Source organism: Sphingobium salicis subsp. salicis (assembly GCF_049472635.1).
GTDB lineage: Bacteria > Pseudomonadota > Alphaproteobacteria > Sphingomonadales > Sphingomonadaceae > Sphingobium > Sphingobium yanoikuyae_A.
In genome coordinates, this window is sequence record NZ_JAYRCS010000002.1 from 68,053 (window position 1) to 90,498 (window position 22,446).

The 22,446-nt window shown below is 61.9% G+C and carries 21 protein-coding genes and 2 pseudogenes; 7 read left to right on the top strand and 16 right to left on the bottom strand.

The annotated features are described in order from the left end of the window. Positions 1-91: 91 nt before the first annotated feature. From VHN57_RS24820 to VHN57_RS24870, 11 genes are all read right to left on the bottom strand, one after another. Complete coding sequence (locus VHN57_RS24820) at positions 92-319, bottom strand: hypothetical protein (protein ID WP_234781450.1); 228 nt, start codon at positions 317-319, stop codon at positions 92-94. 193 nt (positions 320-512) lie between these two features. After that, positions 513-956, bottom strand: a complete 444-nt coding sequence (locus tag VHN57_RS24825; protein WP_017502283.1) for a DUF411 domain-containing protein — start codon at positions 954-956, stop codon at positions 513-515. Between the two features lie 45 nt (positions 957-1,001). Further along, positions 1,002-1,397, bottom strand: a complete 396-nt coding sequence (locus tag VHN57_RS24830) for a DUF305 domain-containing protein (protein WP_017502282.1) — start codon at positions 1,395-1,397, stop codon at positions 1,002-1,004. A gap of 71 nt (positions 1,398-1,468) precedes the next feature. Then, positions 1,469-1,915, bottom strand: coding sequence for a DUF305 domain-containing protein (locus tag VHN57_RS24835; protein WP_017502281.1), 447 nt, complete (start codon positions 1,913-1,915; stop codon positions 1,469-1,471). A gap of 42 nt (positions 1,916-1,957) precedes the next feature. Then, positions 1,958-2,683, bottom strand: coding sequence for a PepSY domain-containing protein (locus VHN57_RS24840; RefSeq protein WP_031290469.1), 726 nt, complete (start codon positions 2,681-2,683; stop codon positions 1,958-1,960). Continuing rightward, a complete protein-coding gene (locus tag VHN57_RS24845; RefSeq protein WP_017502279.1) occupies positions 2,674-3,939 on the bottom strand; it encodes a copper resistance protein B in 1,266 nt (421 codons plus the stop codon). The genes VHN57_RS24840 and VHN57_RS24845 overlap by 10 nt, the downstream gene beginning before the upstream one ends. Further along, positions 3,936-5,831 carry a copper resistance system multicopper oxidase gene (locus VHN57_RS24850; RefSeq protein ID WP_021243450.1) on the bottom strand — a complete coding sequence of 632 codons (1,896 nt, stop codon included), beginning with the start codon at positions 5,829-5,831 and terminating at the stop codon, positions 3,936-3,938. Before VHN57_RS24850 ends, VHN57_RS24845 begins: the two co-directional genes overlap by 4 nt. Positions 5,832-5,924: 93 nt before the next feature. Further along, positions 5,925-6,497 carry an RNA polymerase sigma factor gene (locus VHN57_RS24855; protein ID WP_021243451.1) on the bottom strand — a complete coding sequence of 191 codons (573 nt, stop codon included), beginning with the start codon at positions 6,495-6,497 and terminating at the stop codon, positions 5,925-5,927. Beyond that, on the bottom strand, positions 6,494-6,931 hold the full coding sequence (locus tag VHN57_RS24860; protein ID WP_017502275.1) for a periplasmic heavy metal sensor: 438 nt from the start codon (positions 6,929-6,931) through the stop codon (positions 6,494-6,496). The genes VHN57_RS24855 and VHN57_RS24860 overlap by 4 nt, the downstream gene beginning before the upstream one ends. Next, entirely contained in the window at positions 6,928-7,209 is a 282-nt protein-coding gene (locus VHN57_RS24865) for a hypothetical protein (protein WP_017502274.1), read from the bottom strand. Before VHN57_RS24865 ends, VHN57_RS24860 begins: the two co-directional genes overlap by 4 nt. A gap of 135 nt (positions 7,210-7,344) precedes the next feature. Then, positions 7,345-7,941 (bottom strand): c-type cytochrome, encoded by a 597-nt coding sequence (locus VHN57_RS24870; RefSeq protein ID WP_017502273.1) that lies wholly within the window; start codon positions 7,939-7,941, stop codon positions 7,345-7,347. A 211-nt stretch (positions 7,942-8,152) separates the two neighbouring features. On the opposite strand from VHN57_RS24870, the gene copC reads away from it, so the two are divergent. Further along, entirely contained in the window at positions 8,153-8,545 is a 393-nt protein-coding gene (copC, locus tag VHN57_RS24875; RefSeq protein ID WP_412458721.1) for a copper homeostasis periplasmic binding protein CopC, read from the top strand. 4 nt (positions 8,546-8,549) lie between these two features. Further along, positions 8,550-9,485 (top strand): copper homeostasis membrane protein CopD, encoded by a 936-nt coding sequence (gene copD, locus VHN57_RS24880; protein WP_017502271.1) that lies wholly within the window; start codon positions 8,550-8,552, stop codon positions 9,483-9,485. Between the two features lie 7 nt (positions 9,486-9,492). Here the strand turns inward: copD and VHN57_RS24885 are convergent, their stop codons facing one another. Together VHN57_RS24885 and VHN57_RS24890 are read right to left on the bottom strand one after the other, a co-directional pair. Continuing rightward, a complete protein-coding gene (locus VHN57_RS24885) occupies positions 9,493-10,776 on the bottom strand; it encodes a type II restriction endonuclease (RefSeq protein WP_246428431.1) in 1,284 nt (427 codons plus the stop codon). A gap of 100 nt (positions 10,777-10,876) precedes the next feature. Then, positions 10,877-11,221 (bottom strand): flagellar biosynthetic protein FliQ, encoded by a 345-nt coding sequence (locus tag VHN57_RS24890; RefSeq protein WP_017502270.1) that lies wholly within the window; start codon positions 11,219-11,221, stop codon positions 10,877-10,879. Positions 11,222-11,462: 241 nt separating this feature from the next. On the opposite strand from VHN57_RS24890, the gene VHN57_RS24895 reads away from it, so the two are divergent. The 3 genes from VHN57_RS24895 to VHN57_RS24905 all read left to right on the top strand — a co-directional run bounded on the left by VHN57_RS24895 (position 11,463) and on the right by VHN57_RS24905 (position 15,207). Then, positions 11,463-12,350, top strand: coding sequence for an NAD(P)/FAD-dependent oxidoreductase (locus VHN57_RS24895; RefSeq protein ID WP_423286215.1), 888 nt, complete (start codon positions 11,463-11,465; stop codon positions 12,348-12,350). Between the two features lie 104 nt (positions 12,351-12,454). Continuing rightward, a complete protein-coding gene (locus tag VHN57_RS24900; protein ID WP_026109406.1) occupies positions 12,455-14,824 on the top strand; it encodes a heavy metal translocating P-type ATPase in 2,370 nt (789 codons plus the stop codon). After that, on the top strand, positions 14,821-15,207 hold the full coding sequence (locus VHN57_RS24905; protein ID WP_026109405.1) for a MerR family transcriptional regulator: 387 nt from the start codon (positions 14,821-14,823) through the stop codon (positions 15,205-15,207). Before VHN57_RS24900 ends, VHN57_RS24905 begins: the two co-directional genes overlap by 4 nt. 313 nt (positions 15,208-15,520) lie before the next feature. Here the strand turns inward: VHN57_RS24905 and VHN57_RS24910 are convergent, their stop codons facing one another. Together VHN57_RS24910 and VHN57_RS24915 are read right to left on the bottom strand one after the other, a co-directional pair. Further along, entirely contained in the window at positions 15,521-15,859 is a 339-nt protein-coding gene (locus VHN57_RS24910; RefSeq protein ID WP_125988681.1) for a hypothetical protein, read from the bottom strand. Between the two features lie 142 nt (positions 15,860-16,001). Beyond that, a pseudogene (locus VHN57_RS24915) lies at positions 16,002-18,954 on the bottom strand (Tn3 family transposase). A gap of 129 nt (positions 18,955-19,083) precedes the next feature. Between VHN57_RS24915 and VHN57_RS24920 the strand changes: the two are divergent. Together VHN57_RS24920 and VHN57_RS24925 are read left to right on the top strand one after the other, a co-directional pair. Next, complete coding sequence (locus VHN57_RS24920; protein WP_026109404.1) at positions 19,084-19,689, top strand: recombinase family protein; 606 nt, start codon at positions 19,084-19,086, stop codon at positions 19,687-19,689. A 26-nt stretch (positions 19,690-19,715) separates the two neighbouring features. Further along, entirely contained in the window at positions 19,716-21,044 is a 1,329-nt protein-coding gene (locus VHN57_RS24925; protein ID WP_020817906.1) for a hypothetical protein, read from the top strand. Positions 21,045-21,105: 61 nt separating this feature from the next. Here VHN57_RS24925 and VHN57_RS24930 read toward each other — a convergent pair. Next, positions 21,106-22,272 (bottom strand): annotated as a pseudogene (locus VHN57_RS24930) (TrlF family ATPase); the annotation flags it as partial. Between the last annotated feature and the right edge of the window lie 174 nt (positions 22,273-22,446).

Here is a 22,446-nt window from a genome sequence, read left to right on the forward strand (position 1 = left end):
TGGGCAAAATATCGTGGTAGCCGCGGGTCAGACAGGATTTTCAGATGCGCGATAGACGCAAGAATCCTGTCAGCCTGGCAGCCGGTGTCGATCAGCCAAGGAGAGTCGGTGGTTCCGGTTCGGGAGTGAGGTCACTGCCGTGCAGGACAGTGATGGTTGCCCAGAAGGGCAGAGCTGGACTGGCTTCGCGTGCTTCCAGCATAGGCGCGTCATTACGAACGGCCAGCGGAACGACGCAGCCCATGGCCGCGATGCATTCCAGGGTCATGCCCTTGCAAGGCTTCTGAGCAGGTTGTTGCTGCTGTGCCATTATCTTCATGCAGTCTTCCGACATCCCAGCCACGGCCTGCACAGACGTGGCCATTGGGGCGGACATCGCAGGCGGAGCGGACGCAAAGGCCGCCGCTTGGCCAATCAAGCCAACCATGGCTCCCAGAAGGAGAAGAAGTTGCAAAACGCGTTTCACAGCCGTTATTTATTACGCCTCGTAGCATCAAAGATCAACGAGATGGTCACCCGCCGTGTCGGGCAAATACCGTCTGACCCGCCGATCCGAAGGCGATGACAGAGTAGGGTTGTGGTTTTTGGCCGGGGACTTCCATCCCCGGAGAACCCAGCGGCATGCCCGCTACGGCCAATCCCTTTACGCCCTTCGGGCGCTTCGCGATCGCGCGCTTCATGTCGGCAATGGGAACGTGGCCCTCGAAAACCATGCCATCGACAATTGCAGTATGGCATGATGCCAGCGCAGCGGGCACGCCTTGAGCGCGTTGAAAGCGGCCGCGTTGCTGGTCGTCGACGATATTGACGCTTTGTCCAAATTGTCTGCGCACCTGGGCCGCCCACTGTTCGCAGCAACCGCAACCAGGGTCACGATGCATGATGATCGGGGCAGCTTCGGCGCTGGCGACGGAGAAGGCTGCTATGAACGCAGCGAGGGCAAATTTGAGTGTCATACGATCCCTTATTGGTTCCCCCGCCCCTGGGCGGGGAGGAAAGGTCTATTGGGCGCGCTTGTTGTGGGCTCTCAGCCAGCCTTGAAGCTCGCCCACTTCTCGCGTTTGCTCGGTGATTGACTTGTTCGCCATCATTCGGACCTGCGCGTCCTTGGTGTCGCGCAAAACGATGCGTGACATCGCAATCGCACCGCGATGATGCTCGATCATCTTGCGCACCCAGGTCTCCGTTGCATCGCTGCCCGTGGCGGACATCATCTTCTGATGCATCTCCATTTCTGCAGGCGGGTAAGGATTGGCTGGCGTGGGGTTCATGGTCTGGCGCATGTCCATCTTGCTATGGTCCATGCCCTGCATTTGGGCGATCGCCGGCGCGGCCACCAGTCCAGCGATGATGATGGGGACTATTTTCTTCACAATTCTCTCCTCAGCGCCCCGCATTGATAATACGCATGGGCGCGCCATTTCCCTCGTGAGGCGGCACAAAATTTACGGGAACGGGAGCGCGAAGCCTACTTGCGGGCTAGAATAGCCTTCATTTCATCGATTTCGCGGCGCTGAGATTCCTCGATGCCGCTGCACAGACGAACGATTTCCGGATCCTTCAAGGAGGCCTCGCGGCACATCAGGATCGCGCCCGAATGATGCGGGATCATCGATCGGAGGAATGCTGTATCGCCGATCGTTGTTTGCGTGCGGATGAGGGCAAATGATCCGGCGAATATCGCAACTGACCCTAATATAAGGGCCGCGTTTGCCTTTTTCGACGGGAACATATGGCCCATCGCGAGGACCATCAGCACCACCATGGGCGCCACCATCATTAGCGTCATGTAGAGCATATTCAGGTTGTTGTAGAAGCTCCCCAAGCTGTCGATCATGACGAACATCACCAGATACATGATGACGCCGCCAACCAAGGTCTGCAGGGCGAGGCTCGCATAGGCATTTTTCATCATTGGTCGTCTCCTTTGGCCCCCGCCCCGATCCTGCTTGACTATTCAACCCGTGCGGCGTCGCTTTCGCGGCCACCGAAGATACAAAAGTGCCGAACCCGCGATCGCCAATGCGAGACCACCTGCGGCAAACGCCATCAACCACGGCGTGTTGAAATTTTCGTGGTTTTTCCAATCCATGATGTGGAGCGCCCAGAAGAAATCGTACAGGCGCCACGTTCCATTTCTCACAGCGACGATCCGACCACTATTCTGGGCAACATAGACGCGGGTCGCTTCGCGGTCAGGGAAGTCCACCCGCCAGGCCGGCAGGACGCCCTTGAATTCTGGGGTCGACGCCACAACCAGGCGCACGCTCGGCGGCTCCGACGTACCACGGTAGGCCTGTATCGCCACCGCGCGAGCCATCGCAGCGTTCACGGGACCAAGTCGACGACCTGTTTCTGCATCGTGGAGTGAGATCGTCCCATCGATAGACTCGACCTCCGCAATCTCGCGGCCGAGCAGCGCGCGATATCGGACTTCACGCACGGGTCTGGTCGCCGCGCGCAACACTAGGTCCAACGGCGCGCGCGATCTCGACTGTTCCAATATCGCCGGCGACGATCGCTCGACGAGATGTTCACCGCGGACTCGCTCGATCGGCAACAGGCTCATGACAAGACCGCTCGCAAACCAAAGCAGCAGCTGGACGCCGATAACCAGGGCTAACCAGCGATGAACGCGGCTAGCCCCGATGTGGAAGCGGAGTTTGGCGCTTCTCAGAACCAGGTCCGAACACCGATTACAAAGCTGGCCGCCTTCACGTCCCCTCCGTCTGAGCGTGCATAGTCCGCCGTCCGCCCGAACTTTCGGTCGTAAGAAACGCCGATGTAGGGGGCAAATTCGCGGCGCAGTTCGTAACGCAAACGCAGTCCCAATTCGGCGTTCGTGATGCCCGCTCCAATCCGCGTCTCCGGGACATTTTGTGCTGAAAGGTTCACTTCCAGGCGCGGCTGGAGAATGAGGCGTTGCGTGATACGCTGATCATAATAGCCCTCGATCCGCCCCAACACCTCGCCTTTGTTCGACAGAAACAGGGCAGCCTCGGTCTCAAACCAGTAAGGCGCCACCCCCTCAATACCGATCGTCGCATAAGTACGGGATGGGTTGGGTTTGAAATCGTAACGGACACCCGCCTGGAGGTTCCAATAAGGGTCGAGTGCACGACTGTAGAGCGCCTGAACTTCTGCGGTCTCCATGTAGGTGCCGCTTCTGCCAGCAAGAACGCCCTCACCCTCTGTCTTGACCACCAGCCGATCGAGATCCTTGCCGAACCACGCCTCCCCGTCCCACCGATAGCCGTCGCGGCCGTTACGGACCTGATATTCCGCCAGATTGAACAGGATCATCGAGCTGGATGAGCCGCCATGTTCCTTATGCAGCATGGTACGCGAAGCCGCCATCTCGCCGTTTTTGTAGACGCGGTCGGCATAGTTGTCGGTAGGAGGTTGGGGTGCAGGGGCGTTGCCGGGCATGAGACTGGTGCCACCAGCGCCATGGGCTGCCATCGGCCCATCCATCGCCATGCCGGGCATCGACGACATATCGTGCTGCATCGGCTGACCGCCGGGTGCCGCCTGCATGTCCATGCCGGGCATGTCGTGTTTCATCGTACCGCCCGCCCCATCGGGCATGGTCATGCCAGGCATGCCGGACATGTCGTGGCCGGCATGCGGGTCAGCCGTTGGAGGCGTCTTGTCACCGGGCATCTCCATGCCGGACATAGCCCCCATGCCCGACATGTCGTGCGGCGCCGACTTGGGTTTTGCTGCCGGTGCCCGGCGCTTCGGGGTGGCAGGCTTGCCCTTAGCCGTGGGCGCAGCGGCGCGCCTGGGCTGGCTTGCTGGCTTGGCCACCGGCTTTTTCTTCGCCGCTGGCTGAGCAGCAGGCATGTTCATGCCCGGCATATTCTGCATCGACTGCGCGCTGACTGGGGTCGCCAAGGCGAGCGGGGCCGCGCCGATCAGAAGGAGAAGCGACTTCATGCGGCATCTCCCCGGGGACGGACGGAGACGACGCGCATCATCCCGGCATGCATGTGATAGAGCATATGGCAGTGAAACGCCCAGTCGCCGACTGCGTCTGCGGTGACGTCGAAACTTACCTTGCCTCCTGGTGCGACATTGACGGTGTGTTTGCGCGGCGAATACTCGCCATGCCCGGTCACCAGCTCGAAGAAATGCCCATGAAGATGGATCGGGTGCGACATCATCGTGTCATTGACGAGCGTGACGCGGACCCTTTCGTTTTCGATAAAGGGAATGGGCTCGCGCTTGTCACTGAGCTTCACCCCATCGAACGACCACATATAGCGTTCCATATTCCCGGTCAGGTGGATTTCCATCGCGCGGTCTGGCGCGCGAACATCGGGGTTGCGCTCCACCGCCATGAGATCGCGATAGACAAGAACCCGGTGGCCAACGTCTTCGAGACCCTGTCCCGGTTCTCCCGTGCGATCCATCGGCATGGGCGAGATCGTCTGGACACCCGGTCCCATCTTAACCTGCGGCGCTTTGCTGGCGTCGCGCATGTTCATGCCGCCCATTCCGCCCATCGCCATGCCGCCCATTGTATCACCGGACCCGCTGCCCATTCCGGGCATGTTGGCCATGGAACTATCCGCCGGTTTTTGCATGCTTGGCATCGACGCGCCGGCCCCCATATCCATGCCTGCCATCCCGCCCGCGGCAGCTCCGCCGGCAGACATGTCATGCCCCATTGCTGCGTGGTCCATGCCGGACATGCCGCTCATATCCATGTCCCCCATGCCCATGTCCTTCATATCGGCAAGGGGCCGCTTGCGGAGCGGCGGAACTTCGGCCGTCATGCCTTCACGCGGAGCCAGTGTGGCGCGTGCCATGCCCGAACGATCAACGGATTCACCGACCAGCGTGTAGGCGCGATCATCGGTCGGAGTAACGATGACATCATAGGTCTCGGCAACCGCGATCTGAAACTCGTCGACCTCGACCGGCCTGACATTGAGCCCGTCGGCCTGAACAACCGTAAGTTTGAGACCGGGAATCCGGACATTGAACGTCGTCATCGCGGAGGCATTGACGAAACGCAGGCGAACGCGCTCACCTGGCTTGAAAAGCGCGGTCCAGTTGTCCCGTGGGCCATGCCCATTCACGAGATAGGTATAGGTCGAGCCCGTGACATCGGACACGTCGGTCGGATCCATCCGCATATTGCCCCAGTCAAGTCGGTCCTTGAGGGGTTGGTCTTCCTTGGCCAGCAAACCGGCCAGCGTTTGCCGCTGATAATTGAAATAGCCACCGCCGACCTGCTTGAGCTTCCGGAAAATTGCGTGCGGATGCATCTGGCTATGGTCGGAGAGCACGATGACATGCTCTCGATCCGACTGAATCGGATCCTCGCCTTCCGGGTCGATGACAATCGGTCCGTAATGACCTAACTGCTCCTGCAGCCCCGAATGGCTATGATACCAATAGGTGCCAGCCTGGACGATGGGGAACTCATAGACAAAGGTCGACTTGGGCTTGATGCCGGGGAAGCTGATGCCGGGCACGCCGTCGAACTGGAACGGCAAAAGCAGGCCGTGCCAGTGGATCGAGCTGTCTTCCTCGAGATCGTTGATCACCGACAGGCGGACGTTTTGGCCCTGACGCAGACGGATGAGGGGCGCAGGCACAGTGCCATTGATGCCGATGGCATGGCTTTGTCGGCCGTCGATCATCATCATCTGATGCGCGATCTTGAGCGTGATATCGTTCCCGCTGACCGTTGGCAGTGGCTTGGCAATCCCGGACGAAATGGGTTGAGCCCATGCCGGCAGCCATGCCGACAATGCGAGGCCACCGCCGGCCAGCGCAGCGCCGCGGAAAAGGTCGCGGCGGTTCAATCCGGGGGACATAATATCTCCTTGTTCAACGTGCAGCACTTTGGGTCTGAAAAGACGCTTAAGCGCGGTATCTCTTTATCCTTACGCGCGAGCAGCGCGCACCCCTCATTCCTCAGCGAGTATTTCTGCGAGGCGCGCGCGCGCGCGATACAGGCGCGTCTCCACAGCCTTGCTACTGACGGAAAGCGCTTTGGCGGCCTCTGATTGACTGAGCCCTTCGACGGTCCTGAGCATCAGGACTTCACGCAACGTGGCAGGCAATGCGCTGATCGCCGCCGACAGTCGCTCCACCTCTATTTTCGATTCAGCACTGGCATGTGCGGAGGGTGCGTCATCCGGCACTTGCTCAATCTCATCATCCGACGGCGCGGAGCCAAATGTGAAGAGCTGCCGCACCCTCTGGCGGCGGCGCCAATCGCGACATTTGTTAATCGCGATCCGGGATAGCCAGGCGCGCAACGGACGCGCACCATCATATTTCCGCAGATGGCTGAACGCGGATACAAAGCAGTCCTGCGTGAGATCAAGTGCTTCCTCGGCATTCCCGACCAGGCCGCGCACCAGTCGAAATATCGCTGTCTGGTGCCGACGCATAATCTCGGCGAAAGCCGACTGCCGACCGGCAAGCGTCAGTGCCGCTAGTTCACCGTCCGAACACGCCTGGAGATCCAGACTCACCGTGCATCGTCGGTGAGCGCATGAACCACCGCCTGATCGAAGGTCTTGGCCTGATCGGGGCGAAGGATTTGCCGCATGGCGAAGATGTGCCCGAGCGTTTCCTTTTGCAGTTCGCCCATTGCCTGATGCGACTGATCGACGGCCGCGGTCACACGCGGCCCTTCGCCATGTTCGACCTCGATCGCGGCTGCGAGACGCGCATTGTCCGATCGCAGTTCAAGCTCCAGCGCGCGCCGACGCACGGCGAAACCCTGCTCTAGCAGCTCGATCTTGGCCTTCTGACGATCATCCAGATCGAGCTTGCTGTGCAAGACATCGTGGAGCTCGACGCCGGCTGCCTTGGGCCGCGGGAAAAAGTAGCGGCCCAGGAACACGCCCGCAACCGCCGATGCAAAGGCGACGATGGCGACGAGGAGGAGCAATTTGGGCTTCATTGAGAACCTACCAGCAGCGTCGAAGGGGCAAGCGGATTTGATGGCCCGAAAGGCGATAGCGTGACCGACGCCTCGGCACGCGGCGTAAAGCCATTGCTGGCGATACCCAGCAGTACCGCTCCGAAAGCCGCGACCGCACCGAGGCGGAATTGAGACGCGGTCGAAACCTGCGGCAATGCCGCTATGCGTCGGAACACAGCATCCTCCAGACCAATCAGCCCCGGATGCGTCGGTTCGTTGCGTAAGCGGCTCAGCAGCCGGTCCAGGTCGGTATCCATCGAAAAGTCCAATCCTCAATCAATCCGGGGCAACGGCCCAGGACGTGTTCTTTACTTTCCCCTCTATCAGCCTGTCCGTCAAAGCATCGCACATAGCGGGCAGATCTGAGCAACAGCGACGGAGCAGCCGCAACGCTATGGCGCCGTCTTCGTCATGCCGGGCATATCCTTCATCATCGCGTCATGGTCTTCGGGCGCACTGGCTATTGCCGCCTGATATTGGGCGGGTGACATACGCGGAAGTTGCCTTACGAAAGCCACCATATCCCAGATCAGTTCGTCGCTATGGGTCTTACCCCAAGCTGGCATCGCGGTCAGCTTGACCCCATGCTTGATGATCCAGAATTGCTCCTTTGGCGATCTTTGCTCCTCGCGGGAAAGCTCCGGCGCCCTCGGATAGAGTCCCTGGCTGATTTCGGACTTTTCCAGTCCTGGCCCGAGATGGCAGCCGCTGCACATCTCGGTGTAGAGCCCCGCCCCGCTCTGCAGCCGCTTCACGTCCCCAAGGTTGGCCGGGACATTCACATCACGAGATCGCACGGCGATGGAACGATCTCGGAGCTGCTCGATCAGCCAATAGACCGGTTTGGTGTGCGGCGAATCCGCCCCGATGTCATAGGCACCCACATAGACGACGATCCCCGCTAGCGCGCCGCCGACCAGCGCTGTCGCAGCGATAAAACCTACACTTGGAAAGTGCCTGCGCAGCCAAGTCGTCCTAGCATTCTCCATAGCTTCCTCCCGAGCGGCAGCGTCCCTTGGATCCGGGTGGTTCTCACACCCATCCAATTGTCCATACGCACTGCAAGCTTCGATCCCTCATCTGTCGCGCAGATCTCATTCGCAAATCCCGCCGGGGTTCTGATTTGCAGAATTCTTGCGCGCCTGATGAGGGGTGGCGCCGCGTGGTGGGTAATTCGATGTGTCGGCAGTCTCGCCGCCCATGGAGAAATCGATGTTTCGTAAAACAATCTTTGCCGTCGCCATGGCGGCGTCTGTCCTCACCGCTACCGCTGCGCAGGCTCACCCTAAGCTCAATGCCGCCACCCCTGCCGCAAATGCCGTGGTCGCCGCCCCGACCAGAATTCAGCTCGTCTTTTCTGAAGCGCTCGTCGCACAATTTTCCGGGCTCGACCTGACGATGACCGAAATGCCAGGCATGAAGATGGCGCCGATGAAGATGAACGGCGTCAAGGCCACCGTGGGCGCCGATGGCAAGACGCTCGTCGCGACGCTTGCCATGCCGTTGCCGGTTGGAACCTACAAGGTCGACTATCACGTCGTCTCTGCTGACACCCATCGCATCCAGGGCAGCTACACCTTCAAGGTCCAGTAAGACCGTGCCGGACATCATAGCGATCGCAGTGAGGCTGGGACTTTTCCTCGATCTCATGCTCCTCTTCGGGTTGCCGATGTTCGGCCTCTACACGTTGCGCGGGACTGAGCGGGCATCCGGCTCGGTCCTGCGTTTCCGGTCGGTGTTGGCGACAATCGCGCTGGCCGGTATCGTATTATCTATCCTGGGCATGATGGTCCTGGCGGCCTCGATGGGGGGCGTGCCACTCGATCAGGTAGACCGCGCCACGGTCAATCTTCTCATATCGGGCACTGCGATCGGGACGGTCTGGCAGGTACGGGTCGCGGCCCTCCTGCTCGTGCTCTATTTTTCCATCGTCGGTTGGCGGCGTCCCGCTTTCGCCCTGTGGTCGCTGTCAGCGACCGCCGCTGTCGCTCTGGCGACCTTGGCCTGGACGGGGCATGGCGCTGCCGACGAAGGCTTGCGGGGATGGGTCCATCTTGGGGCCGACATCACCCATCTTTGGGCGGCGGGGATTTGGGTAGGCGCATTATTCGCCCTTTGCCTTCTCATTTTCCGCCCTGCAGCTCGCATGGCGATCGATCATATCCACCTTTCTCACCGCGCGCTGGATGGCTTTGCAAAGGTCGGATCGGTAGTCGTAGGGCTGCTTATCCTGTCGGGATTCATCAACAGTTGGATCCTGATCGGACCATCCCGGCTCGGTTCCCTTTTTGCCAGTCTCTACGGCCTTCTGCTGGGGGCAAAGCTGATACTGTTCGGCGTCATGCTGACGCTGGCCGCCGCCAATCGCTTCTTCCTGACCCCCTCCCTCGCTGCAGCCATTGAAACGGGCAATACATCCTCGGCGATAGGAACACTTCGTCGCAGCCTCGCCATTGAAACCGGATGCGCTCTTGTCATTCTAGCCCTCGTTGCATGGTTAGGACTGCTGGCCCCACCTGCATCGGGGATGTAATCCGCCTTCATGGAAGCGCGCGCGAAATAGCTTTGATCGCTTTAAGGCCCGAGCCAAACCGGGAAATCGCGTCCTTGTTCCGTTCTAGCTCACCATAAGGGAGATAGGCGATCTCCAGGTCCGCGATCCGGCTGAACGCCGGCCTTGCGATTTGCGCGCGCACTTCGCTTTCGCGAGCATCTGGAGCGACAAGGAACAATCCGGCTGTGGCATGCAGGTCGCTGCCGCTCAGGGCAAGATCGAGCATCCGGACGATCCCCGAATAGATGGAAGTCGAATGTTCGACTTCGAAGGCTGCCGCGACCCGGTCACCACCCCGCTCCAGCCACAAAACATCAATGAGGCGGATAGCATCCGCTCCGGTCGACGTCGAAATTGAAGCCGGCAAGCTCTCGAGGCACCCCTCCCCCAAACGCACACCGTCATGCAGTCGCCCCCGATCATTGGATGCGATCCAGACGTCATACCCCAGGGCCAGACCGATATCGCGCAGCCATGCCTGGATTTCCGAATGGGTTCGATCACTCTCGCCCTGCTTCTGCAGCGCTTTGTTGAGCGTTTGTGCTTCCGCCCGAGCTTGTTCGAGGCGTGCGGTCCAGGATCCCAGGGTCTGGTCTTCCTCGTCGCGGGGCGGCGCCGGATAACGGCCAGAGCCGATATCGAACAGGAGGCCGCCAATAGCGCCCAGATCGTTTGACAGAAGATCGCGAAACCGCTCGTTCAGGTCGAGCACACCCGAGCGCATGGCGAGAAAATGGTGCCAGCTTCCGAGCTTCACCTTGCCGCCGGTCAGCTTGTTATAGCCGTTGACGATCGCGGTGTTGAACGGCGGCACGAGGGTCGGATGCAGGAAATAGAGGAGATTGGCGACCGCAGGCCCCAGCCCCTTGATGTTCAGGCGATCAATCGTGTGGATACCTGCGATAATCTCTTCCGCGGTGTCGCAACAGGCGCAGTGATCGAGCAATCGGCCAAAGGCGCGCTGGTTCGCCGGGTTTTCATAGATGTCGGGGATCCGCAATTTGGGCTTCCAGAGAAACGCATGGTCCGCGCCTTTGAAGATCTGCCTCTGTTCTGCGACTGAATGAACGACCGTTTCCAGCGAAGATCCGCGATAGGCGACGCCGAACCTTCCGGCTTCGATTTCAGCGACCACCTGGGCGAGACCACGCCGTATCGAACGAAAATTCTTGATGCGCTCGTCCCATAGAAACCAGCTCTGATACGTCGCGTTCGGATCTTCCCTCCATCGTTGGATCAGTTGCCGCGCCAGCAATTCAAATTCCGCCAAACCCCGTTCCCCCATTCGCGTCGATCTTCTCCAACGCTAACACTCCGCCCCGTATACGAACAGTTTTTGCGCGGCCGCCCAGGACGAAAAGCGACCCGCGTCATCTGATATCGTCCGGAATATGCGTCAGCAGGTCACGGGTGTAGCCGATCAGGAGATCGCCAACGGTTGCCCCGTAAAGCGCGAGGAACAAAATGAACGCCAGGAGCTTGGGGACGAAGCTCACAGTCTGTTCGTTGATCGAAGTCGCAGCCTGGATCATGGAGATAATGAGCCCGACCACCAGCATGATTATCAGCGGGGGTCCAGCGACAACCATTATCACCCAAAGCGCCTGGCCCATCGAAACCGAAAAAGGGCTGTAGGTCTCCATCTCTCCCCCGACGATGATGGTTTCGTCGCCCCCTGACGTTGCGGCCTGTGGTTGTTGCGGGGCGAGCGACATGGAGCGCGATCGGTTTATTCCAATCCGTCTTCCCCACATCCGCTCGCCCCCGCGCCACGCTGCGACCCGTGGGCACCTCGGCTGTCCATCCTGCTAGGCGATGGGCTTCATCTGATTTTACGCAGCGACGGGGTTTACCCCTCACGACCCGACCTTTTTTTCGAAGAACGCGCACTCGTTTGAGGGAAGAAGCCTCATTCCGCGTAATACCAGTGAAGACCGCGCTCAGTGAAAGGCACGCATGTACGACTGCGTCATCATCGGCGGCGGCCCCGCAGGGCTGACAGCAGCCACCTATCTAGCCCGGTTTCTGCGTTCTACGCTGGTCATCGATGCTGGCGATGGCCGCGCGACCCGCATCCCGACGACACATAACCTCCTCGGTTTTCCAGACGGTATCTCTGGCGAAAATCTGCTTGTCCGTATGCATCGACATGCCGCCCAATACGGTGCCGAATTGGTCCCTGGGCTCGTCGATCGCATCGACCGGGTCAGGACAGGTTTCGTCGTCGATACAGATGCCAAGACTTTCAGTGCCCGGTCAATATTGCTTGCCCAAGGCGTCACAAATCATCGACCCCGAATGAGGCAGGAAACGCATGATCGAGGCGTCGCCCAGGGATTGATACGTTATTGCCCGATCTGCGACGGCTATGAGGTCCGCGGCAAGCGAGTGGCCGTGCTGGGCTGCTCCGACCATGGCGCGGCCGAGGCTTTGTTCGTTCGCCACTATAGCGACACCGTGACCTTGCTCGCGCAAGACAGTTCGCAATTGTCGGTAGCCGAGACGGCAGATCTGGCTCGAGGCGGTATTGCCGTCGAACGCGCGCCGGTTCGAGATTTGTCGATCGATGGAGAATTCCTGCACGCCCATTTGGCCGATGGCCAATTGCTCCAATTCGACACCCTTTATGTTGCCCTCAGAACCGCCCCTCGCTCGGAATTGGCGCGAATGGCTGGCGCTGGCCTGAGCCGGGGAGGTGGCATCGTCGTCGATGCGCACCAGCAAACGACAGTCGGCGGCCTGTTCGCGGCCGGCGACATGGTTGAAGGACTGGATCAAATTGCCGTTGCGGCAGGTCAGGCGGCTAAGGCCGCGACGGCCATCCACAATCTGTTGTCCGGCTGACGCGGCAGCGCAGAGTCAGCCACGCGAAAATATATTTTCGTCGGGCTTGACCCTGACACGATGTCAGGCCCCAGATTGCTTTTCGTCGATAAGGAGACGAGCCTGTGACTGACCCTGTTCCTGCAAGCAATTCGGGTGCGCACAGCTGCTGCGCGGCCAAGCACGGCGGCGGCACGGACGCGAAGACGGCCAAGGATCCGGTTTGCGGGATGATGGTCGATCCGGCCGCAACGCCTCATCATGCCTCGCATCATGGCGAGCAATATCATTTCTGCAGCGCCGGATGCCGCACGAAGTTTGTCGCCGAGCCGGTGCGCTATTTGTCCGCGGGTGACAAAGAGGCGATGGTCGCTCAACCAGGCGCGATCTGGACCTGCCCCATGCACCCGGAGGTCCGTCAAGACCATCCCGGGCCATGCCCGATCTGTGGCATGGCGCTCGAGCCGGAACTTGTGACGGCAGACACCGGACCAAGCGGCGAACTCCTGGATATGTCGCGGCGTTTCTGGATCGCGGTGCTGCTCACCATCCCGGTCTTTGTCCTGGAAATGGGCAGCCACCTGTTCCCAGCACTGCACAATCTTGTACCGGCCCGCATGTCCGGATGGTTGCAGCTTGCACTGGCAACCCCGGTCGTACTCTGGGCGGGCTGGCCATTTTTCGAACGGGGATGGGTGTCCATCCGGACGCGCAACCTCAACATGTTCACGCTGATCGCGATGGGGACGGGCGTGGCCTGGGCCTATAGCGTGGTCGCGACCATCGCCCCGAGGGTGTTCCCCGCAGCGTTTCGAATGATGGACGGCACAGTCGCTATCTATTTCGAGGCCGCCGCCGTCATCACCGTGCTGGTGCTGCTGGGACAGGTGCTCGAACTGCGCGCCCGCGAGCGGACCTCAGGCGCCATCAAGGCGCTGCTCAACCTCGCCCCCAAGACCGCGCGCCGCATTGGCGCCGACGGGAATGACGAGGAGGTATCGCTCGACCAGGTAGCCGTCGGCGATCTCCTCCGTGTCAGGCCGGGCGAAAAAGTACCGGTCGATGGCAAGGTCGAAGACGGCCGATCCTCGCTCGACGAGTCGATGGTGACGGGTGAGTCGATGCCCGTCACGAAGGCGCTCGGCGACACTGTCATCGGCGGAACGATCAATCAGAGCGGTGCCCTCGTCATGCGCGCCGAGAAGGTGGGCCGCGACACGATGCTGGCGCGCATTGTCCAGATGGTCGCTGACGCGCAGCGTTCGCGAGCACCTATCCAACGCCTGGCCGACCAGGTCGCGGGATGGTTCGTGCCCGCCGTCCTGTTGATCGCGCTCATTGCCTTTGGTGTATGGGGTATCTGGGGGCCAGAACCCCGTCTGGCCCATGGCCTGATCGCCGCCGTCGCCGTGCTTATCATCGCGTGCCCCTGCGCCTTGGGGCTTGCGACGCCAATGTCGATCATGGTCGGCATCGGCCGGGGCGCGGGGCTCGGCGTGCTCATCAAGAATGCCGAAGCGCTGGAGCGGATGGAGAAGATCGACACGCTCGTCGTCGACAAGACAGGTACGCTGACCGAGGGGCGACCATCGGTCACCCGCATCATTCCGGCGACAGGCTATGAAGAGACCGAACTGCTGCGGCTCGCCGCCGGCGTGGAGCGGGCGTCCGAACATCCGCTGGCGCTCGCCGTGATCGCCGCCGCCAAGGACAGGGGAATCGTGCTTCCCGAGGTCGCGGACTTTGATTCACCGACCGGCAAGGGCGCGATCGGCACGGTGGATGGCAAGCGCATCACCCTGGGCAACGCCCGTTTCCTGTCAGAAAACGGGATCGACGTCAGCGCACTCGAGCCCCAGGCGGACGAACTGCGCCAGGATGGCGCGACCGCCATCTTCATCGGCATCGACAAGCAGGCGGCCGGCATTCTGGCCATCGCCGATGCAATCAAGGCGACGACGGCCGAGGCCATCGCGGCGCTTCGCAAGGAGGGCATACGGGTCGTGATGCTGACCGGCGACAATCGCACCACGGCCGAAGCGGTCGGGCGAAAGCTCGGGATCGACGACGTCGAAGCCGAAGTGCTACCGGATCGGAAAAGCGCGGTGGTCGCGCGATTGAAGAGTGAAGGGCGCATCGTCGCCATGGCTGGCGACGGGGTCAACGACGCGCCCGCGCTCGCCGCCGCCGATGTCGGCATCGCGATGGGTTCGGGCACCGATGTCGCGATCGAAAGCGCTGGCGTGACCCTGCTGAAGGGCGACCTTAACGGCATCGTGCGTGCGCGCCGGCTTAGCGAGGCGACGATGTCCAACATCCGCCAGAACCTGTTCTTCGCCTTCATCTACAACGCCGCCGGGATCCCGATCGCGGCAGGGCTGCTCTATCCGATCTTCGGCATCCTGCTTTCGCCGATCATCGCTGCAGCAGCGATGGCATTGTCCTCAGTCAGCGTGGTCACCAACGCGCTGCGCCTTAATCGGGCGGCGCTATGAACATAGGCGGTGCGTCGGGCGCGAGCGGGGTCTCACAGCGGATGATCCGCCACTACGAAAAGATCGGCCTGGTCCCATCGGCTGTGCGGCGGGATAGTGGCTATCGCGATTACAGCGACGCCGACGTCCATCGCCTGCGCTTCATAGCCAATGCCCACGATCTCGGCTTTCCGATCGAAGAAATCCAAAAGCTGCTTGATCTATGGTCCGATCGTGCACGCGCCAGTTCAGAGGTCAAGGCGCTGGCAGAGGCCCGAGCGGCCGACCTTGGCCGCAAGGCGGATGCGCTAAATGCGATGCGAGAAGCGCTGATGGGGTTGGCGAAGAGCTGTGACGGCAACAACCGACCGGAATGTCCGATCCTGACGCACCTGGCATCTTGAACATGTTCAACGACACGCCTGCACTCTCAGTTTTGCAATTCGCGTCCCGTCAGCTTCACGAGCCGGCGCGGACGGTCGGCGGCGATGAACATGGCGTTCGACGGCAAGCCTTCACTGCTCGATGGCATTGCCGTCGCGGCAAGGTCGCGTTCGACGTGACGGCCACCCGGATACTATAGACAGTCGCTGAGCTCTTCGGGAGGAGCCATGAAAGAGCCTCCCGAAGAGCTCCGACAAGTTTGGAACAGGCAATGTTCGCCAATCCATGATCGACGGCGAGGGGAAGTTAGCGCCTCGCCGTCACTTCACGCTATCAGCAGACATCGCTCCCATCGACCCAAACGCGGACCGGTCCCTGCAACGGCGCACGCGGACCATATTGCGGCCGCTGCCGCCACACATAACGGCCGGTTTTGCCGGTATAGGCCGGATCGCATTCCGGTCCACCTTTGCCTGTCCACTGCTCGCGTTGGTCGGCGACCTTCCTGCAGACCCGTGCACTTAGCGGTGCACGCGGACCAGGAGCCTGGGGTTGCCACTCACACTTGATGGTAGCCGGTTTCTCGACATCTGCCTGTGCCAATGCCGGAACTGGGGCGGCGGCGAGCATCGTGAATGCGGCCACCGTAGCGCTGAATATCAAGGTCTTCATGATTCCTCTCCTTGGACTGCAAGTGCTCTGGGCAAACGGCCCCGGAGGGGCGGGCAGCGCACGGCGCCGTCCAGCGCTTGGGAGGGTTCGCCTGGCGAGTTGTCAGGCCAAGGTGGCCCCTGTGCATTATCAGGACACGGATTCACGGTAGCGGTTTGATGAGCAGCGGCATGAGGCCGTTGGCGTCGAGATCGAGGTGATCGGACCAGACATAATCGCCGGTGAGATTGATGCGATCCCAACCCAACGGCGAGAGCCGGGACAGCATAGCTGGATCGATGGGGCTTCCTCGACGACGCATTTCGTCGACGGCGCGCCCCAGATAGCGACAGTTGAACAGGATAATCGCTGCGGTGACGAGGTTGAGCGCGGCCGCTCGGGTCTGCTGGTTCTCCAGGCCACGGTCGCGAAAACGGCCGAGCCGATGGAAGGCGACCGCCCGGGCAAGGCTGTTGCGGGCCTCGCCCTTGTTCAACTCGGCAGTGACGGTACGGCGCAGAGCCGGATCCTCGAACCAGCGGAGCGTGAACAGCGTGCGCTCGATCCGCCCGATCTCCCGCAGCGCCGCAGCGAGGCTGTTCTGCTGGCGGTAGGCGGACAGCTTCTTCAGGATCAACGATGGCGTGACGGTGCGGTGACGGATCGCGCCAATGACACGTTCAATATCGGGCCAGTGGCTGACGATCAGGTCCCGGTTGAGCCTGTGACCGAACAGTGGCGCAAGCCTGCCATAGCGCTTCGAGGGTTCGAAAGCGTAGAGGCGCCGGTCGGACAGGCGAGGAATGCGCGGCTCGAAATCGAGCCCGAGGAGATGCATCGTCGCGAATACGATGTCGGAAACGCCGCCTCCATCGACGTGCAGCGCGGTCAGATCGGCGTTGCTGTCATGGCCGAGGAGCCCATCGAGCGCATGGATGGCTTCTCCTGCCGTGCCGGCGATCACCGTCTGGTGCAGCGGCGCGTAGCGGTCGGTGATGGTGGTGTAGATCTTGACCACTGGGTCGCGACCATAATGGGCGTTGACCGCTCCGCCGGCTTCGCCCGGCCCGCCCAGGTAGAAGGCCTGGCCATCCGCGGAAGCCCGGTGTCCTTGCCCAAACCAGGCGGCGATCGGCTCGGCGTGGATGGCGTCGGTCAGACAGGCGAGCGCCGCCCGAAAGGTTTCCTCGCGCATGTGCCATGTCTGCATGCGCAGCAGCGCGCGGCGTGACCCTGCGCCGCATACCTCGGCCATGCGCGACAGCCCAAGATTGGTCGCTTCGGCAATCAGAGTGGCGAGGAAGGCCTGCTCATCGCCAGGCGGCAACCCGGTCGAGACGTGCCCGAAGTGCCGGGTGAAGCCGGTCCAGCGTTCGACTTGCGACAACACGTCGGTGATACGCGTGGCAGGCAGCATGTCGTAGCAGGCAAGCGTCAGGCGCCGTCCTTCGTCGTGCCTGGCATCATCGTCCTTCAGTTCCTTGGGAAATCGCAATCGCTCGCCAGCGAACAGGGCAGCATCGCGTCCGGCCAGATTGTGGGCGACGTCGCGCAAGGCGCTGTCGAGCTGCGCGGCGCGCTGATCGAGCCATGCGTGTGGATTACCGAGCGAGAACGGCGGTTGCAGCGCTGCGCCGGATAACGGCGCGAGCAGCACGTCCAGCGACCTGTGCAGCCTTGACCTCGGCACCCAGATATCACCCGAGGCCAGTGCATTGGTGAGCGCGCCGTAAGTCGCCATCTCCCAGTGCGTCCGGTCGATCTTGCCGGCGACCACGACATGGCGGTGCCAGCGCCGCTCGACATGACCGAGCGGAACGTCGGCAGGGAGGGGCTTGCGCCAGTCGCCATCAAGATTTCGACAGGATCGCCATCGCGTCGCGCAATGCCGCGGTGCCGGCCCGACCGTGGAAATCGAGCGCTTGCAGGAATAGAGGCCCTGTTCGCTTGAAGGTCCGGTATTCGGCTGCGATCTCGCTCAGCACATCGTCCCTGTGAGGTGCCGCGGTACGACGGATGATTGCGGCATCAGCATCGAGCATGTCGAGAGGCACGATATCCCTGAGGGCCGCACCGATATCTCCGCCGGCGCGTGCTGCCTGGCTAACTGTTTCCAGCACAGTGGCGATCCGCATCAGCCGATCGCGGCCTTCGCGTCCCGAAATCGCGACCCTCTGCTCCAGGCGTTTGCGAGCACGAAGGTGAGCGCGTCCCATCAAGGCGCTGAACATGGCGATCGCCGCGTCGGTAAGCGTGGCCTCCATCTCGCGCAGCGTTGCAAGCAGGATGACCCGCCTGCGGGAGACGCGCATCTGTTGGAAAGCCTGGGCTGTATATCGCACGCCTTCGCGGGCGAACTGCGTCAGGCGGGGCTCGTGCAGGGGATCGACCGGAATGCTGGAAATACCGGTCCTATGGATTATCGCGACCTTCTCGAGGATTTCGGCAAGCGAGGCTGACGCGACGCGGGGCTCTGGTTCGCGCAGCCAGGACAAGCGGCTCTGCCGGTCATGTACCTTCTCATCGATCAGCATATCGAGACGCTGACGCATATCCGCATCGAGTTTAGCATCGACCGCGGCGACCAGATCGGTTTCCGTCCGAAGCATCGCCTCGGCCGCCATCCGCTCAACGACGCTGATGCCAGGGATGACGATGCGTCGCGTGCGCAGCTCGTCCAGCAATCGATCAAGCAAAATGCGCCCGTCCACGATAGCCATGGCTTCGGTTTCCAGCCAAGTCATCATGATGCCGCGCGCTGGCCGGCTCAGATCGGTGAATCCGAAGCGCGCCTTGATGGCGGCAAGCTGATCGTAGCGGGTCGGCGCTCGCCGCGCGAAGTCGGCGACGACGCCTGCATCCACTCCGACCTGTTCGGCGATGTGGTCGAGCATGATTGCAGGCAACAGCTCGCCTGTGCGCAGATGTCGCCCCGGATAGCGCAGGCAGCAGAGTTGCAGGGCATAGCTCAAGCGGGTCGCCGGAGTGCGTGCGAAGCCGATCGCAGCAAGGTCCTCGGCATCGAGGCCATGATGTCGCACCACCGCCGCCTCGCTGTCGGGCAAAGCAAGCAACGCGGCGCGCTGCCGCTGGGTCATCGGAATACGTGCGGGCATGTTTCATCCTCCAAAAACCTCTTGCCTTTTGTTGGCTTAGTGAAAGAGGATTGTGAAAGACCCAAGGCTGCGGAAATTGGTGCATGCTGTTTCCGCCTCCAGATACGGCCGTTTGTGAAAGAGACGCAGATGACGCGCGAACCCTATCTGATCGGTTATGCCCGCGTGTCGAAGGGCGACGACCAGTCGAACGCCGCGCAGCGGCGCGCGCTCGATGCGGCCGGCTGCAAGCGGGTGTTCGAGGAGACCGCCAGCGGTGGGCGGTGGGACCGACCCAAGCTTCTGGAGATGATCGGCCAGTTGCGCGACGGAGACGTCGTCGTCGTCTGGAAGCTTGACCGGCTGTCGCGCAGCCTAAAGGATATGCTGCACATCATGGAGCGGATCGAGCTGGCAGGCGCGGGCTTCCGCTCACTGACCGAGGCGATCGACACCACCACCGCGGCAGGGCGGATGATGATGCAGATGGTGGGAAGCTTCGCCGAGTTCGAGCGGGCCATGATCCGCGAGCGTACCAGCGCCGGCCTTGCCCAGGCTCGCGCAGAAGGACGGATCGGCGGGCGTCGGCCCAAGCTCGGCGACAAGCAGCGCCGCGAAATCGCCGAGTCCGTCACGTCCGGCCGCAAGTCCGGTGCCGAGATGGCGCGGCTCTACGGCGTCAGTGAACCCACCGTCTCGCGCATCGTCGCCGCGCACCGCCAGCAATTCAGTCAGCAGCAGAGGGAACAGGCATGAAGCGTGGTCACGATCTGTCCGGCGTCATGAAGTTCGCCACCTCGCCGGCCTGGGGCGAGCATCTGGGCGAGGCGCTCGGCGATCATCTCGGGCTGGCGATGGAGGAGTTCGACTTCGAAGCGGACGAGCTGGCGGACATCGTCGGCGATCATTGGGCCGGCGTGTTGTGGGGATGCGCGTTCGAGGATCTGCTGACGCGCACCATCCAACCCGACCGGAACATCGTCGATGACTATATTCGGCGCCGGGGCTGGAATGAGAGCGGCCCGACCAAAATCTACCTGCGTGCCCTTCGATCGTCAGTGATGAGCCTCCACGAGGTCAGCGAGGTCGAGCCCGGCAGCGGCTTCCTCGTGCGCGACCTGATCCGGGGCGGCGAGCCGCTTCGAGTATCCGAGCGCAGCGCCTCGCAGACGCTGAAGCAATGGGACAGGATCGGTGCCCGCGTCGTGCAGGTCGGAGGCAAGCACCTCCTGTCGGGCGGCGTGCTGTCGTTCACGATGGAGGCGGCCGAGGCGCTCGTCGCCGATCTACGGCGCTCGAAGGGCAAGCGCAGCCCGCGCACCGCGTTGAACCTAGACGCCGACGATCTGGCTGCACTTCCGGCCCTCATCAGCACGGCATGGCTGTTCGATGTCGTTCCCAAGACCATGGGACCGGCGCCCATCCCCACGCTGCACAACATTGATGGCGAGGAGGTGATGTTCCACCGCGTGCGCTTTCCCTTCGCACGCGGCGTGACCCAGGCGCTGGTCGGCGAGCGGCTTGATACTGTCCCTGCGCTTCAGCGGGAAACCACGCACTTTTGGAACTGGCTGGGCGAGAAACCGAACGGAAAAGCGAAAAGCACCGGGCGCATGGCGTGGGGTGTGACGATGGCGGACGGCACCCCGGTGCTCGGCAATGTCGAATTGAAAGGCCGCGCCCTGATGCTCGCCGTCACCTCGGCCGAGCGAGCGAAACGCGGCACCGCGCTTATCAACGATGCGCTCGCCGGGTTGGTCGGCTCGCCGCTGACCACGATTGAGACGGTCGAACAGGCCATGGCGGCGCGGGCCGAGGGGCTGACATCATCCGAACCGGCACCCGCCATTGCGCCAGAGGTTGCAACCCCGCTCATCCATGCCATGCTCGACCGTCAGTACCGCGCGACGCTCGATGAACCCGTCGGCATGCTCGGCGACATCACCCCGCGCGCAGCCGTTCAAACTGCCGCAGGCCGGCACCGAGTAGCCGGGTGGCTCAAGCATCTCGAAAACCGCAGCAGCAGCCAACTCGACGCGAACGACCCGATGGCCACCTACGACTTCACTTGGATATGGCGCGAACTTGGCATCGAGAACCTGCGCAAATAGTTCGCTACCCCTGACGTCGATGCCTACCGTGAATCCGTGTCCCTACAATGCACAGAGGCCAGCCTGTGCCGTCATCCCAGCTCAAATCCACTCGCGCCCCGGCCAGATGCTCGCGGGCACGATATAGGAAGGAGAGCTTGTTGCCCTTGACCATCAAGGCCGAGCCCGCTGCCGCGATCAGATCGGCAAGGGCGGTCTTGCCCGATCCGCGCGCGCCTATGATCCCGATCAGCCCGGGATTGAGCGGCACCTTCGCGTCGAGCATGAACGGTGCGCCGCTGACCTCAACCTGGGTCATCACCTGCGACGGCTGCGCCGCAGGCGGCGCAGCCGTCCCCACGAACACGCGCATTTCGGGTTCGAGACAAGCCTGGCGCAGCGTCTCGAACGTCACCCGCCCCTTAAGCCAACACCGTCGGTCCTGCGCTGGTGCTGCGACCTTTTCGGGCCGGTGCGCGTCGCTGCCGTGCAAGCATGGCTTGATGCCGCCATATTCGGACACCAGGACATCGCGCGTCACCGGCCCTTGGCCGAGCCAGAACTGGCGATCCGCCGGCCTGCTCGAGAAGATTATGTGCGACGCGCGCTCGATCTCACGACGCAGGCGTTCGAGCGACGCATCGCCTTGTAGCCCGGCGGTGCCGTCCTTGCTGCTGGCAGCGACGGCGATCAGGATATTTGCCCGCGCCCAGTCGCTCGCCTTCATCGCCTCCCGAAGGTTGGCAAGGTCGACCTTGAACTGGTTGGTGCCAACCTCCAGCGCACGCTCGTCGCTGGTCGCTTCCGCGTCATGGGCCCGGCCCAGTCGCATGATATCTGCCGGGGTGCACCGATAGCGCTCGCCCTTGGCTTCGAACCTAAGGTCCGACAGGAAAGCGTGCAGCCGGGGCAGATGATCCTTGTCGTCGGGCGAGACGAGAAGATGGATGTTGACCGGCGAACCCCTGTCGGTGCCGACGCCAAGTCGCAGTTCGACATTAGGGAAGATCAGATCGACGTCCCGCAGCCGCCCTGCCGCTTTATGCGTCAGCACCTGTTCGTAGGTAGCTGTGCTGAAATAGTCGGTGATACCTAGTGCTCGAACCCGTGGTTCGGACGTCTCGACGCGGTCTAGGAATTGCTCCCACCCGTCAGCAGCAGGGTAATGATCCGACAGGATCGTGCCTGGTGTGTGGATATGCGGATCCCACCGATTCCACACCGATCCCCTGGTAAGTTGCCTCGTCATGCTATCCACCCCGGCCGCGTTCTACGCGGCGCCGATGGACGGGAACGTAGATGCAGTCACCCGCCAGGAAGGCGAGCTTTCAGCGTAATCTGTCAGCAATGACCAGATAAGCCAAGGGCCGCCCTTTTGAGGCGGCCCCGACCGTTTAGTTCCCTCGCGGGAAACGGACACTCC

Excerpts from the sequence above, each read along its gene's own strand:
- VHN57_RS24920 (WP_026109404.1), top strand. The coding sequence starts at position 19,084 with ATGACGCGCGAACCCTATCTGATCGGTTATGCCCGCGTGTCGAAGGGC.
- VHN57_RS24835 (WP_017502281.1), bottom strand. The coding sequence starts at position 1,915 with ATGATGAAAAATGCCTATGCGAGCCTCGCCCTGCAGACCTTGGTTGGC.
- VHN57_RS24865 (WP_017502274.1), bottom strand. The coding sequence starts at position 7,209 with ATGGATACCGACCTGGACCGGCTGCTGAGCCGCTTACGCAACGAACCG.
- VHN57_RS24830 (WP_017502282.1), bottom strand. The coding sequence starts at position 1,397 with ATGCGGGGCGCTGAGGAGAGAATTGTGAAGAAAATAGTCCCCATCATC.
- VHN57_RS24910 (WP_125988681.1), bottom strand. The coding sequence starts at position 15,859 with ATGAAGACCTTGATATTCAGCGCTACGGTGGCCGCATTCACGATGCTC.
- VHN57_RS24820 (WP_234781450.1), bottom strand. The coding sequence starts at position 319 with ATGAAGATAATGGCACAGCAGCAACAACCTGCTCAGAAGCCTTGCAAG.
- VHN57_RS24870 (WP_017502273.1), bottom strand. The coding sequence starts at position 7,941 with ATGGAGAATGCTAGGACGACTTGGCTGCGCAGGCACTTTCCAAGTGTA.
- VHN57_RS24850 (WP_021243450.1), bottom strand. The coding sequence starts at position 5,831 with ATGTCCCCCGGATTGAACCGCCGCGACCTTTTCCGCGGCGCTGCGCTG.
- VHN57_RS24905 (WP_026109405.1), top strand. The coding sequence starts at position 14,821 with ATGAACATAGGCGGTGCGTCGGGCGCGAGCGGGGTCTCACAGCGGATG.
- copC (WP_412458721.1), top strand. The coding sequence starts at position 8,153 with ATGGAGAAATCGATGTTTCGTAAAACAATCTTTGCCGTCGCCATGGCG.
- VHN57_RS24895 (WP_423286215.1), top strand. The coding sequence starts at position 11,463 with ATGTACGACTGCGTCATCATCGGCGGCGGCCCCGCAGGGCTGACAGCA.
- VHN57_RS24845 (WP_017502279.1), bottom strand. The coding sequence starts at position 3,939 with ATGAAGTCGCTTCTCCTTCTGATCGGCGCGGCCCCGCTCGCCTTGGCG.
- VHN57_RS24890 (WP_017502270.1), bottom strand. The coding sequence starts at position 11,221 with ATGTCGCTCGCCCCGCAACAACCACAGGCCGCAACGTCAGGGGGCGAC.
- VHN57_RS24825 (WP_017502283.1), bottom strand. The coding sequence starts at position 956 with ATGACACTCAAATTTGCCCTCGCTGCGTTCATAGCAGCCTTCTCCGTC.
- VHN57_RS24925 (WP_020817906.1), top strand. The coding sequence starts at position 19,716 with ATGAAGTTCGCCACCTCGCCGGCCTGGGGCGAGCATCTGGGCGAGGCG.
- VHN57_RS24860 (WP_017502275.1), bottom strand. The coding sequence starts at position 6,931 with ATGAAGCCCAAATTGCTCCTCCTCGTCGCCATCGTCGCCTTTGCATCG.